The sequence below is a fragment of the Microbacterium sp. SLBN-111 genome (assembly GCF_049739645.1).
Lineage (GTDB): Bacteria > Actinomycetota > Actinomycetes > Actinomycetales > Microbacteriaceae > Microbacterium.
This window is the reverse complement of the sequence record NZ_JBMGQH010000001.1, coordinates 1139847-1153436: the sequence shown is the minus strand read 5'-3', so window position 1 is coordinate 1153436 and position 13590 is coordinate 1139847. Positions and strand designations below refer to the sequence as shown.

Here is a 13590-nt window from a genome sequence, read left to right as displayed (position 1 = left end):
CGTGCAGCACGCGCTTGTCGACCAGGCAAACGCGATGCGCCAGGCACTGCACCTCTACCCGCGGGCGGTGCTCCACGGGCTTCCCGAGCCCGTGGTCGACAAGCTCTTCGCTGCGGGACACCCGGCGGTGGAGGCGAAGACGGCCGAGCAGGTGCGCGTCGAGCTGGTCGGCAAAGAGGCCTCGGTGGTCGCGCCGCTATCGGCCGAAGAGTGTCAGAAGGCGTTCGCCACGGCTGTGGCACAAGTCGGCGCACGTGAACAGAAGCTGCGCGCGCTTCTGGACGAGCGCGTGCTCCCCACACGTCCCGCTGACGAGTTCAACTACGCCGTGGCGGAGGACGTCCCCGGAGAGCCGGAGTATGCCGAGGGAACGGAGACGCAGCCGGATGCGACAAGTACGGATCCTGAAGCCCAGGGGCTCGCGCTCCACCCGGTCAAGCCCGCGCACGAGGACGACAACACCGAGGAGTCCGCCGCGTGAGCGTCGTCCAGCGCGACGCGTGGGTGACGGTGGGTCGGGCGGGCATTGTGCCCGACCTACCGGTGCGCGCCTCCCATCGTCGTACCGCGGCAAAGCCCGTATCCCTCGCGCCAATTCGCGGCGCGGCGCGCGCCGAGATCATCAGGCGGGTCGCTGCCTCGACGACGGCCTACCTCGTCGATCGGTCGGGGAGCATGTACGGCGCATGGGGCGACCCGAGCGACGTATGCGGTGCCGCGTGCGAGAGCGTGCTGGGCTTGCAGCGCCGCTCGGGCGGGGGTCGTGCGGTGATCGTGCCGTGGGGGTCGACCGCACCGGCAGAACTCGTCGTCGGGCCCATCGACGTCAGGACGGGCGAGAAGAAGCTCACGACGGCACTGCGCGAGCACGGCTCCCTCGGCGGAAATGACATGAGTGCCGCCCTTCGTCGCCTCGCCGAGGTCGCCGATTCGGGTGCGGACGGGGAGCGAATTGCGACATTCCTCATCACCGACGGCATCGAGACCGTCACCGACGAGATTCGAGAAGGGGTCCGTGCCCTCCCAGATCGGTCGGTGCACCTCTGCCTGATCGACCGCAGGGGCGGCTGCGGCCCCGACCTCGAAGCACAGTGGCGTACCGTCGAGTTCGGCTCATTCACAAGGTTCGCGAAGCTAGACGTGGGCTCAGTCGCGCGCGAAATGGCGGCGCTGTACGCCGGCGCTCTCGGACTCCCTCCGTCGTGACCTATCGGCCCGGGATCGCCGCGCGCTTAGCAGGGGAGATCACAGCTGCTGGCGCATGCTCCAGCACCCCGCAACGCCCAGAGGATGCGAAGGCCATTCCACGCTCGTAGTATCGTGCTACATCTGCTCGGCGCAGCCGCGCGTCCGGGGTAGTGCATCCATGCGGCCGGGGGCCTGGGCCTCCAAAACCCAGGCTTCCTGGCCCCTTTCTTCTCCCACACCCGTGGAACCTCGTTGATGAGCTGGTGGGCCATTCACCCCCGCAGCCGGGTGCGCGGCGTGTGCGGCGTCAGGCGCCGCGTCGACGAGCTACTGAACATCGGTCATGGCGTGCCCCTCGGAGCGCGATTGGGTCGTGTTGACTCGCTCCTATGATCCAAGCACGCGTGGGGGGTCCAGACCTCGCCGCAATCTACGAGACATGGGTTCAGGCACTCGATGTGGCTGTGATGCAACACGACCGGTTCACAGTGCGCGACGGTAGCGACCTGCTGCGCGATGCCGACGCCTTGCGCGGCGTAGAACACATCCAAACTATCCAAAAGGGCATCCAAACAGCGGCCTTTCAGCTACTCGCTGCTGTCGAGATGCACGAAGTATGGAAGCCGCGTTCAGCCGTTCCCGCTCTCGCGCGAGCGGCATTGGAAACTGCGGCAACCGCAGCCTGGACGCTCTTCCCGACAAACCCCGCACGTCGACTCGAACGGTGCGTGTCCCTCCAGCTTCAGAACAACTATGACGAGCAGCAGTTCCGCGGAGCTGGATGGCAGTCTGAATACTCGCGTAGGCGGACCAAGCTTCTAACCACAGCCGACACCCTGAGCATCCCGAGGAGCAGGTTCAAGTCGTTCAGCATGACCAAAGTCATGTCCGACGTATCCGGTGAGCTGAATATCCCTGGCCTCAGTCCTCTCTGGTCCCTGCTATCGGGTCTGTCGCACGGCCGGCATTGGGCGATTCATGAGGCCGCCGGCAGCCCGACAGACTTTCTTCCGGCCACGCGAGTTCTGAGCGTGCCGCGCGAAGCTTTTGGGCGCCATCAGCTCCACGTCGCCGCCGTCCTTGACGCGGCCGTGGCGCTGTGGAACGAGCGATCCGGCAACACGGGTGTAAGCGCCATGCCGCTCGTCGGAGTGTCGGTAGATGTCCTACTCCATGGCCACTACCCGGCCCGCGAACCGCACTCAGATACGGCTAGGCCGTAGTCCCCGACGGCGCTTCGCACAGGTCATGTACACCGCCGATCACAGTCCTGACGCCTCGTTCTCGGCAAGTTCAACTATCCACTTGGGCGTCGCGCGTCCGGCCTTCCGATCCGCGATCACGCGAATTCGTGCAGCCGCCGAGGCATGCGAGGCCGCAAGCGTGATCGAGCTGTCTAGGGCGTCATCCTTCTCATAGTCGGGCGGTAGTGAATGGTGGGTCTGCTGCACGATTGGGTGACAGTGGGTAGTCAGGCCGCGAGGGCCAGGGTCTTGGTCATCATGGTCTCGAACTCGACCGGGGTCAAACGGCCGAGACGGTCTTGGCGGCGTCGACGATGGTAGGTGCGCTCGATCCAGGTGACGATGGCGATGCGGAGCTCTTCGCGAGTGGTCCAGGAGCGCCGGTTGAGGACGTTCTTCTGTAGCAGCGAGAAGAACGTTTCCATCGCGGCGTTATCCCCGGCGGCGCCGACTCTGCCCATCGACCCGACCATGCCGTGGCGCGTGAGAGTGCGCAGGGCCTTCCGGGAACGGAACTGGCTGCCCCTGTCGGAATGGACGATGCAACCGGCGACGTCGCCGCGGAGCGCGGCTGCGTTGTTGAGCGCGTTCACGACCAGGCGGGACTTCATCCGGGAGTCGATGGAGTACCCGACGATCTTGCTCGAGAACACGTCCTTCACGGCGCAGAGATAGAGCCTGCCCTCGGCGGTGCCGTGCTCGGTGATGTCGGTCAGCCAGAGCCGGTTCGGGGCGTCCGCGGTGAACACCCGCTGGACGAGGTCGTCGTGGACGGGAGGACCGGCCTTCTTCCCCTTCCCGCGGGCCTTGCGCTTGCCGAACGCTGACCACCAGCCGTTCTCCGACGCGATCCGCCACGCCGTCCGATCCGCCATGCCCTGACCGGCGTCGCGGGCCTTATCAGCGAGGAGACGGTGCCCGAACTCGGGATCGTCGCGGTGCGCGTCGAAGAGCGCGTTCGCGCGGTACGCCTCCACCAACTCCGCTCGCGTGATGGGCTGGTTCAGCCACCGGTAGTACGGCTGGCGGGAGAGCTTGAGGACCCGGCACGTCACCGTGACAGGAATCCCGTCACAGGCGATCTCTTTCACGAGCGGGTAGAGCCTTTCCCGGCAGATGCGCCTGCGACAGATACGCCGTCGCCCGCCGCAACACCTCGACCTCCTGCTCCAGCAGCCGGTTGCGCTGACGCAACTCGCGAAGCTCGGCGTCGCGGTCGCTGGGCGACGGCGAGCCCCTCTCGGAGGCGGTCTTCTCAGCACGCGATCGGGCGAGCCACTTCGTGAGGGTCATCGGGTGAACCCCGAAATCGGCGGCGATCCGCTCGATCGTCACGCCGGGCTCACGGTTCTCCGCAACGCGCACCACGTCATCACGGAACTCCTTCGGATAGGGCTTGGCCACGATGGCATCCTTCCAGGCCCACCCCTCGGGGCAAGCCAGATCAGATGTCACCTATCCGTGCAGCAGACCCCAGTATCGGTCACCCGGAGGAGCCGGAGCTGGCGTTCGAGTTCCTGCGCGAGTTCTGGGGTCGAGGCTTCGCAACGGAGGCATCGCGACTGGTCATCGACCTCGCATCGGCCGTCGGCTACGACAGCTTGGCGTCCACTGTCCGCGAGTGGAACACGGCGTCACTCAACGTGCTCGCCAAGCTCGGATTCGTCATCACCGACGAGAAGGAGCGCGACGCAGTGCACGGCGACTCCCTACTGCTCCGGTTACCTCTCCGGCGAAGACGCTCGTAGCCCGGCCAACCATCCCCAAACGAACACCACGAGACGCCGACAAGAATCGGCATGATGCGGCGAGCGACGACGACTTCTAGACCCGCCAGAGGATGAACAGCGGCCTGTAGGAGGAGGTCCGGCCATCGCGACGAGGAGTGAACGACCATCCTGTGCTGTACCAGAAGTCATCTGCCTCTTCAGAGAACGCGTAGAGGGTGTGGTCGGGGTGCAGTTGCTCGAGTAGGCGTATCACCTGAGTGCCAACACCCCGACGAGGGTGCAAGAGGTCTGCTCGCACCTCGATGAAGTCCACCGCTATGGCGTCGCGAGGCAGTTCGACGCCGGCATCTTCGAGGTCTGTGAACCCTGCTCTTGTGCGAAGAAGAGCTCGCGCCACCTCTCGACCTTCGTTCCCGGTAAACGAGTAGGGAAGATGGTCGCGCTCAGGAGCGCGCACGAAAGGATCTAGCCACCAGTGATCTCGGAATCCTCGAGCCGTTTCGTCGTACGGAGACTGGTGGGCCGTCTGTTGCTGAAGTAGATGAGCTTCGATGTGCATGATGCGTGTTGGATGTCGATCAGGGGACAGCGTCGTCTTTTTTCGATGACTTGGCTGGAGTTGTCCGTCGGCGGCGCTTGACGGTCATGGTCTTCTCACGGTTTGCCTTGGTCCAGATTCCGACCGTTGTGTAGACGTTGACGGTCCGCATCATCATCTTCGTGCTCAAGTCGATCGTGGTCTTCGGTTCGGCGTCGAGGATGCCCCGTTCGCGGAGCCCCTTGAACCCCCGGACGGCGGTGGACTCCGACACCCCGTACCATTCCTGCGCGCGGTTGGTGGGAAGCGTGAATCGTTGCTTCTGATCGAGCGAGATGAGGAGCATGATCTTCTCCGCGAGAGTCAGCTTTTGGTCCCAGCCGTCTAGCCAGTACGCGTAGGGGATGGTGACCCATCCTCCGTGCGCGAGTTTGGTGGGACGCGTGTACGGCGCTCCGTCGCCTCTCTCGTGCAGAAGGGTGTACACAGCCTGTCTCTTGTCGCGACCGGTCTCGATGAGCTGAAGTTTGGCGAGCTTGTTGACTGACTTCGACCACTGTTGACGGGCCGATTTCTGCGACGCGGTGAGCGTGAAGCCTGCGGCATGCGCCCACACCAGTCCGGGGTATGAGGCCTCGTGTGGCGCTTTGGAGCTCGCCAGCGCATGGATGAGGAGGTAGGCGTCGAGGGAACGTGGGTCCGTCGTGAACGAGGCGAGACGTGACACACGGCTACCCGAGGGATCGGCTTCACGCAGCTGTACAAAGTCGCTGCGGAGAGGGACCCCTCCACGGCCTGTACCTGACAGCATTGAGACGAGAACGTCGCGGCGGTCAGGGAGTTCGATGTCCTGATGTTTGGGACCGCTAGCGGCCACCTTCGATGACTGAACCATGGTCAGATCTTCACCCTTCGAGCGCCTGTCGGCGTTGCCCCCCGCCCCAAATCGTTGGCGAATCAGACAATACTATGCGATGTCTGCTAGCTCGATGCGAGGTCGATGCCAGTTCGCTGCGATGTCGCGTATGGCGAGTTGGCGATCATCCGCACGTATCGCTCCCGGCGACGACAGCACTCGAACCCGAGTTCGGTGATTGGCGTTGGGGATCGGGCGGGACCCCCTCGGAAGGTGACGACCCCGTGGGAGAATGGATTTCAGAGGGCGGAGACGTGCGACCCGCTCGCTCGGGCAAGAAAAGACCCCAGCCGCTACCAACGACTGGGGTTCAGATCTTGCCTGCCAGGCGGCGGGCATGGGAAGCGTAGATTCCCGATACAACAACTGGATTCTACGCGCCCTTTACAGGGCCTGCAAGCGCGGTCCGCCGGCTTGCGGGCCCTCGGGCGCTCTCATGTCAGCCCCTCTCGTACCGGTCGCACACGACGAGAGGTCAGGTGCTGACGATGAATCGACGAGGTTCTGTCGATAAGAAGCACTCCGACGAACGTGGACAGTGGGTACGGGTGGGGATTCTGATCCTCTTCCGCCTCGCATGCACGATCTGGGAGATGTTGGGCTGAGCCCGGGGCCCCCGCAAGGGGGCCCTTTCTTTGCTCTCCCCCACGAGATGAGGTAGACGGAAAGAAGCGACAGGTTGGCGCCCAAGTGGTGCATGGATGGTATACACGCGATACGCTCGTCGAGCGTCGGGCCGGCTATCGGAACGTTGCACGCCTAGGACCTCGCTGACGCGGGGTCCTAGTTTTTTGCGGAGATCCCTAGGGAGTCCAGACCCGGTCGTGCACGACCATCTCGTTGAGTAATCGCGATCGCGCGCGCGGCGGTGAAGCGGGTGCGGAAGCCCGGGTGCCCCGCGGGCATCGCGAGCACCGAGTCGGGGGTGCGTCCGCGCAGCGGGGGGAAGCCGGCATCCGCCACGAGCTCGTCGTCGAGCACCTCGAGCTCGGCGGTCACCAGGGGCCACGGCTCGTGGGTGTTCGCGGCCCAGATCGTGCGGCCGAGGTGCCTCTCGTGGAAGCCCCAGCGTGCGGTGAGGAACCGCGACGACGGGGTGTCGACCGGGTCGGTGCCGAGGCGCGCTCGCAGGCGGGTGCCCGGATGCCGCCCGGTGTGCCGCCGCGACCGGTACTCGATGAGCGGCCCGTCGGTGCGCACGCCCGCTCGCGCCCAGCGGTAGGGCAGGCCGAACAACGCGCGTGCCGCGAGCACGGGCGCGAGGTGCTCGGCCTCGAGCGTGCGGAAGACGACCCCGCGACGCCCGGCGTCGTCCACGGCGTAGGTGCGGACGTTGATCTCGGTGAAAGTCCCGAGCAGCGGCACCGGCGGGAGCGGCAGGAAGCGGAACTCGCTCAACACGAACGGCACGAGCCCCACCCACGCCGCGCCGTCGTGCACGTCGGGGCGGGTTCCGGCGGGCAGCATCGGCGCGACATCCTCCGGATCGACCCGCCAGTGCACGAACACGGCGCGGTTCCACCGCTGCTCGATGACGGCGCGACCGGGGAGGGCGGGGGCGTGGCGTTCGACAGGCACGGCCCGATTCTCGCCCCGACGCCTTTGCGTGGAGGGACACTGGACACATGCCCCCGTCATCTGCTGCGGATCCTCGGCTCGTGGCATCCATCCGTCGGGGCCGTTGACGCCACATCTCGCAGATTCGCCCGAAGCTCGCAGATTCTGAGCCGGAATCTGCGAGTTCGGCGGGATTCTGCGAGGAACGGTCGCGTCAGACGGCCGGCTCGGGCGGTGTCGCGGACGGCAGCTCCAGCGCGACCTTCTTCTCGAGGTTCTCGACCGCGTCGTCGCTGAGCCAGATGAGGCCATCGAGCTCCTGCCGCACGCGGCGATACGCGACCTGCCGTTCGTTCGGCGTAGCGGCCTGGTCGACGGCGACGCCGAGGAGCTGCTGCGCCGTCTCGAGGCGCTTGCGCTCCTCGGGCGTGAACGCCGCAGTCTTGACGCGCCGCGCGTCGCGTTCGGCGAGTTCGAACGCGACCTCGTAGTCGGTCACCGCGTCGCGGTACTCCTTGAGCCGCTCGGGTGTCGGGGTCTCGCCCGCCGCCGGGCGGAGCGTGTCGGCGACCTTCTTCGCGCGCAGGAACGCGGCGGTCAGCGGCTGCCGCCCGTCGCTCATCGCGGGGTACGAGATGAGCTTCGCGACGTCGAGCTCGTAGTCGAGCCAGCGATGCGTGACGTCGTCGTGCCGCGCCTGCACGCGCGCGAGGCCGTCGCCCGCGGCGGGCACCGCGGCGGGCGGGGCGGGAGTGGATGCCAGGGCCCCGCCGCCCTGCACGCGGATCAGTTCGAGCTGCTCGCGGTGCCGCCGACGGGCGGCGACCTCGCGCTGCTTCGAGATGCGGCCGACCGCCGCCATCGTCATGCCGAAGAGGGGAAAGACGAGCCACCAGTAGTTGCCCGCGAACTCCATCATGTTGCTCACGTTACGCGTCCGGTCCGCTCTTCCGCGCTCGCTTCGTGGCGCGCTCGTTCCATGACTTGGATGCCGCCCGCCCCATGTTCTCCACCGACCAGGCGAGCGCGCGCTGGGCCTGCTCGGCCCAGTCGGACGCCATGCGTCCCCACGCGTCGGTGGAGTCGGAACCCGGGCGGTCGTCGCGACCGTGGCGAGCGGCCCGCTCGGCGCGGTCGAACGCGTGGGTGAGCCCGCGGACGGCGTCGCGGTACGCGAGGAAGTCCGCCGGTTCGAGGCGCGCGGTCGGGGAGGACGGCCGCAGCCACTGCGCGCGTTCGTGCGCGCGGAGGAACTCCGCGAGGAGCGGCGACTTCGGGTCGCTCATCATGGGGAAGTCGATCGCGAGCGCCGGGTCGGTCTCGTACGCCATCCAGCGGACGAGGACCGCGTCGTGCTCCCCGAGCAGCCGCGCCACCGGGAGGGGAGCGCTGCCCGCGCGGATCGCGGGGAGCAGCGCCTTCGCCGCGCGCACGCCCGCGCGACGGGCCCGGACCTCGGCCGCGGCGGCGCGCAGCTCGCGCTGCGCGTCGACCAATCGCTCGCGCGCTCTCGACACGGCATCCGGCGAGACTCGGGATGCCGCCCGCTCGGCCTGCGCGCGCATGACCTCGGCATCCGCGATCTTGACCTCGGCGCGACCGCGAGTGAGCGCGTGCCGAGCGTGCTGCAGGTCGAGGAGCGCGGCATCCAGTTCCAGGCGCCGGGCGGCCGACTTGCTGATCGGGCGGTTCGCCCACGTTCGCGCGGCGCGGTCGGTCGTGGAAGCGCCGGCGGGGAGCGCGCGGCGCCGTGTGCCGCGCACGCCGATCCAGCCGACGGTGCCGGCCCCGGCCGCAGCCGGCGCGATCCACCACCACTCGGCCATCAGCGCTAGGAGCGGTTCCACGCCCTCATGCTACGTCGGTGTCCTGGCATCCCGCGGGGAGTTTCTCGTCCGGGGTCGCTCTCGCCCGGCGCCTTGTGGGTGCGGGGCTGCTCTCGCACGGCGCCGCGCGCGCTCGGCGCCGCGCGCGCTCGGCGCCCCTTCGCCGATAAACGCTTCTCGCGGCAGGAAACGCCCTGCCGGCGCGTTTCTTGCCGTGGATCGCGTTTATCGCGGGGGTGGGCGGCGGGGTGCCGCGGCGCGCCCGACTACGGTGCGCGCACCCGCGCCCGACCGCGGCGCGCTCAGCCGCGCCGCGCTCAGCCGGGTCGCGCACCCGCGCTCAGCCGCGGCGCGCTCAGCCGGGCCGCGCAGGCGCGGCCGGCCCGCGCGGCGGAGGTCAGCGCGCGATGAGCGCCAGGAGCGTCGCGCCGCCGCCGGTGAGGATCAGGGCGCCGATCACCACCCACGCGGTGATCTTGACACGGTGCTGACGGCGCGCGTCGAAGTCCGCCATGTCGTCGTCGTGATCGGCCATCGGCGACTCCTTCTCGTTGGGCGGGTTCCCCGGACGGCTCAGGCGACGGGCTCGGTGACCGTCGGACCGAAGACGCCCGGAAGGGTCTCGGTCGACAGACGCCGCAGCTCCGACACGGGAACGGTGAACACGTCCTGGATCTCCAGCGTCGCCTCGGCGCCCGGCTCCACGTCGGTCACGCCGATGCGCAGCACCGGGTAGCCGCGGCCGTCGCACAGGCCGCGGAACTTCACGTCCTCCTCGCGCGGCACGCTCACGAGCACGCGGCCCGTGGACTCGCTGAACAGGGCGGCGGTGGCATCCACTCCGTCGCGCTCCATGAGCTCGGTGAGCCAGACACGCGCGCCGACGCCGAAGCGCATCACGCCCTCCGCGAGGGCCTGCGCGAGACCGCCGGACGACAGGTCGTGCGCGCTGGACACGAGCGACTGCGACCCCGCGGCCTGCAGCAGCTCGGCGAGCTTGCGCTCCTGCGCGAGGTCGACCTTCGGCGGGCGGCCGCCGAGGTGGTCGTGGATCGTCCCGGCCCACTGCGATCCGTCGAGCTCGTCGGCGGTGACGCCCAGCAGGTACAGGTTCTCGCCGGCATCCTGCCATCCGCTCGGGATGCGCGCGGCGACGTCGTCGATGATGCCCATGACGCCCACCACGGGGGTCGGGTGGATCGGCTGGTCACCGGTCTGGTTGTAGAACGACACGTTGCCGCCCGTGACCGGGATGCCGAGTTCGAGGCATCCATCCGAGAGACCCTCGACGGCCTGGCTGAACTGCCACATGACCTCGGGGTTCTCGGGGCTGCCGAAGTTCAGGCAGTCGGTGACGGCCGTCGGTACGGCGCCGGTGACCGCGACGTTGCGGTACGCCTCGGCGAGGGCGAGCTTCGCGCCGGTGTACGGGTCGAGCTGGCAGTAGCGGCCGTTGCAGTCGGTTGCGATCGCGAAGCCGAGGCCCGACTCCTCGTCGACGCGGATCATGCCGGCGTCGTCGGGGAAGCTCAGGGCCGTGTTGCCGAGCACGTAGTAGTCGTACTGGTTCGTGATCCACGAGGTGTCGGCGAGGTTGGGGCTCGCGACGAGGGTCGTGAACTGCTCGCGCAGCACGTCGTTGTCGGACGCGCGGGGCAGCTTCGCGGCGGAATCGGCCTGCAGCGCGTCGATCCAGGTCGGGTACGCGACGGGACGCTCGTAGACGGGGCCGTCGACCGCGACGGTCGAGGGGTCGACGTCGACGATGCGCTCGCCGTACCAGTCGATGACGAGGCGGCCGTCGCCGGTGACCTCGCCGAGCACGCTCGTCTCGACGTCCCACTTGCCGACGACGGCGAGGAACGCGTCGAGCTTCTCGGGAGCCACGATCGCCATCATGCGCTCCTGGCTCTCGCTCATGAGGATCTCCTCGGGCGTGAGCGACGGGTCGCGCAGCAGCACCTTCGACAGCTCGACCTTCATGCCGCTGTTGCCGTTGGCGGCGAGCTCGCTCGTGGCGCACGAGATGCCCGCGGCACCCAGGTCTTGAATCGCCTCGACGAGGTCGTCGCGGTACAGCTCGAGGCAGCACTCGATCAGCACCTTCTCGGCGAACGGGTCGCCCACCTGGACCGCGGGACGCTTGGTGGGTCCGCCGTCGGCGAAGGTGTCGGATGCCAGGATGCTCGCGCCGCCGATGCCGTCGCCGCCCGTGCGGGCACCGAACAGCACGACCTTGTTGCCCGCGCCGGAGGCGTTGGCGAGCTTGAGGTCTTCGTGACGGAGGACGCCCACCGCGAGGGCGTTGACGAGCGGGTTGCCCTGGTAGACGGAGTCGAACACCGTCTCGCCGCCGATGTTCGGCAGGCCCAGACAGTTGCCGTAGAACGAGATGCCGCTGGTGACGCCGTGGACGACGCGCGGGGTGTCGGGGTGGTCGATGGCGCCGAAGCGGAGCTGGTCCATGACCGCGACCGGGCGCGCGCCCATCGAGATGATGTCGCGGACGATGCCGCCGACGCCGGTCGCCGCACCCTGGAAGGGCTCGATGTAGCTCGGGTGGTTGTGCGACTCGACCTTGAAGGTGACCGCCCAGCCGTCGCCCACGTCGACGACGCCGGCGTTCTGGCCCATGCCGACCATGAGGCGCGTCTTCATCTCGTCGCTGACCTTCTGGCCGAACTGGCGCAGGTAGATCTTGCTCGACTTGTAGGAGCAGTGCTCGCTCCACATGACGGAGTACATCGCCAGCTCGCCGCTCGTGGGGCGGCGGCCGAGGATCTCGCGGATCTTGGCGTATTCGTCGTCCTTGAGGCCGAGGGCGCCGTAGGGCTGGTCCTTCTCGGGCGTCGCGATCGCGTTCTCGACGGTGTCAGCGAGAGCTGTACGGGCGGCGGGGTTCGGGGTGGTCACGCGGCTGAGCTCCAAGAATCGCGGGGGCCGGACGGGGACAGTCTAGTTGCGCGTGCTGCCCCGTCCGGCCGCGCGATCACGCGGCTCACACACGACCGACGGTCGTGATGTCCTCGAGGAACTCGGCCGCCGCCTCGGACGAGACCGTCGCGCGCGTGCGGGCGACCGCGGCGACGTAGTCCGACATGTAGGGGCCCGCGGGGTCGGGGGTCCCGGCATCCACCGCCGATTCCAGGGCCGCCTGCGACGCCTGACGGGCCGCGAACTCGATGTCGGCGGGCGAGAAGCCTTCCGTCATCGCGACCAACCCGGCGAGGTCGACGCCGACCGCGCTGTCCGGCACGTAGCCCTTCCAGATCGCGGTGCGCGCCTGCTCGTCCGGCAGTCCAATCGGGATGACGTAGTCGAACCGGCCGTGGCGGAGGAAGGCGGCATCCAGGGATCGGATGAAGTTCGTGGCGCAGATCAGGATGCGACCGGGCTGCTCGCGGAAGGCCGGAATGATCTTCAGCAGCTCGTTGGTGACCCCCTGCGTCGGCGACGGGGGCTCGCCCTGCCGGTGGGAGGCGATCTCCTCCACCTCGTCGATGAACACCACGGCGTGTTCCAGCTCGGCGATCTTGGCGAACGTGGAGCGCAGCGCGCCCGCGAGTCCTTCCGGGTTGCCGGCGAGGCGCGAGGGGAAGACCTCCACGAACGACCACTCCAGCCGCGACGCGATCGCCTTCGCGAACGTCGTCTTCCCGGTTCCGGGCGGGCCGAAGAGCACGATCGCGCGCGGGGGCACGACGCCGAACCGGTCGGCGAGTTCCGTGTGGGCGAGGGGCATGACGATGCGCCGTTCGAGCAGTTCCTTCTCGGCGGTCATGCCGCCGACGGCATCCCACAGGCCGCGCGGGAGCACCCGGCCGCCGAGCTCGGCCAGCGTCTTCAGCTCTTCGCGCTGGACGGGGATGTGCCGTTCGAAGTAGCGCAGGTCGTGCAGGGGCGCGAAGCCCTGAGCGACGAACGCGTCGACCGGTGTCTCCCCGGCGGGGACGAGGGCCGACAGCTTGCTGATGCCGTGGGGAGCCATGCGCGCCTCGAGGGCCGCGAGCAGCGCGGCACCCATGCTCCCGTCGTGCGGATGCGACGCGGTCGCGAGGAACACCACCCATCCCTGAGCGTGCGCCGCGCGTCCGATGGCCGCTCCGACGACGTGGTCACCCGAAACCGCGACGACGGCGTCGTCCTTGGCGCAGGATGCCAGGACCTCGGCGAGGCTGTAGACGGGTTCGGTTCCGTCGGCGGTGACTCTCTCCCAGAGTCGAAGGATGTCATCGACGTCGTCGGCGTGGTAGTCGCGGATGCGCCATGCGGTCATGAGGAGCCCTTCGTCCGATACGCACTCGGAATCCGTGGCGGTCGGGCGTACCGTGCCGGATGCCGAGCGCGCCGACGTCGAGGGGGGTGCACGTCGACGGCGACGCCGAGGATCACGGCTGCCGGGTGCGCCGCCGAGGTTCCTCTGTTCGGCACTACCGTAGCGGGCGCGCGGCGCCGGCGGTACGCGTGGCCGGCGTGCGGCCGCTCCGTTGGTTGCGCTCGCCGCCGGCCGCGGCGGGGCGGGCGGTCGCGGCTCCGCGATCTGCACGACCTCAGCCGGCTCGGCGGGGTCCGGGCTGAGGTTGTGCGAATC

Annotated in this window: 12 protein-coding genes; 4 read left to right on the top strand and 8 right to left on the bottom strand. The window is 68.4% G+C overall.

Annotated elements, in window-relative coordinates; translation table 11 throughout:
* Position 1 precedes the first annotated feature (1 nt).
* From RKD05_RS05455 to RKD05_RS05445, 3 genes are all read left to right on the top strand, one after another.
* Positions 2-481, top strand: a complete 480-nt coding sequence (locus RKD05_RS05455; protein WP_424708558.1) for a hypothetical protein — start codon at positions 2-4, stop codon at positions 479-481.
* The gene (locus RKD05_RS05450; RefSeq protein WP_424708557.1) at positions 478-1206 is read left to right on the top strand and encodes a hypothetical protein; all 729 of its coding nucleotides are present in this window, start codon (positions 478-480) and stop codon (positions 1204-1206) included. Before RKD05_RS05455 ends, RKD05_RS05450 begins: the two co-directional genes overlap by 4 nt.
* 371 nt (positions 1207-1577) lie before the next feature.
* Positions 1578-2411 carry a hypothetical protein gene (locus RKD05_RS05445; RefSeq protein WP_424708555.1) on the top strand — a complete coding sequence of 278 codons (834 nt, stop codon included), beginning with the start codon at positions 1578-1580 and terminating at the stop codon, positions 2409-2411.
* A gap of 248 nt (positions 2412-2659) precedes the next feature.
* Here RKD05_RS05445 and RKD05_RS05440 read toward each other — a convergent pair.
* Positions 2660-3836 (bottom strand): IS3 family transposase gene (locus RKD05_RS05440; protein ID WP_424708554.1). Its coding sequence is split into 2 segments (ribosomal slippage): positions 2660-3541 and positions 3543-3836, totalling 1176 coding nucleotides; the frame shifts between segments, so codons are not numbered across the junction.
* Between the two features lie 44 nt (positions 3837-3880).
* On the opposite strand from RKD05_RS05440, the gene RKD05_RS05435 reads away from it, so the two are divergent.
* On the top strand, positions 3881-4180 hold the full coding sequence (locus tag RKD05_RS05435; RefSeq protein ID WP_424708552.1) for a GNAT family N-acetyltransferase: 300 nt from the start codon (positions 3881-3883) through the stop codon (positions 4178-4180).
* 560 nt (positions 4181-4740) lie between these two features.
* On the opposite strand, the gene RKD05_RS05430 is transcribed toward RKD05_RS05435, so the two are convergent.
* From RKD05_RS05430 to RKD05_RS05400, 7 genes are all read right to left on the bottom strand, one after another.
* Positions 4741-5595, bottom strand: a complete 855-nt coding sequence (locus RKD05_RS05430; RefSeq protein ID WP_424708550.1) for a hypothetical protein — start codon at positions 5593-5595, stop codon at positions 4741-4743.
* 804 nt (positions 5596-6399) lie between these two features.
* Entirely contained in the window at positions 6400-7194 is a 795-nt protein-coding gene (locus RKD05_RS05425; protein ID WP_424708548.1) for a YqjF family protein, read from the bottom strand.
* 193 nt (positions 7195-7387) lie between these two features.
* Complete coding sequence (locus RKD05_RS05420; RefSeq protein ID WP_424708546.1) at positions 7388-8092, bottom strand: hypothetical protein; 705 nt, start codon at positions 8090-8092, stop codon at positions 7388-7390.
* A 10-nt stretch (positions 8093-8102) separates the two neighbouring features.
* On the bottom strand, positions 8103-9020 hold the full coding sequence (locus RKD05_RS05415; RefSeq protein WP_424708545.1) for a hypothetical protein: 918 nt from the start codon (positions 9018-9020) through the stop codon (positions 8103-8105).
* A 376-nt stretch (positions 9021-9396) separates the two neighbouring features.
* On the bottom strand, positions 9397-9534 hold the full coding sequence (locus tag RKD05_RS05410) for a hypothetical protein (RefSeq protein WP_022878577.1): 138 nt from the start codon (positions 9532-9534) through the stop codon (positions 9397-9399).
* 38 nt (positions 9535-9572) lie between these two features.
* On the bottom strand, positions 9573-11912 hold the full coding sequence (gene purL, locus RKD05_RS05405; RefSeq protein ID WP_424708543.1) for a phosphoribosylformylglycinamidine synthase subunit PurL: 2340 nt from the start codon (positions 11910-11912) through the stop codon (positions 9573-9575).
* Positions 11913-11997: 85 nt separating this feature from the next.
* Positions 11998-13275 (bottom strand): ATP-binding protein, encoded by a 1278-nt coding sequence (locus RKD05_RS05400; protein WP_424708541.1) that lies wholly within the window; start codon positions 13273-13275, stop codon positions 11998-12000.
* Between the last annotated feature and the right edge of the window lie 315 nt (positions 13276-13590).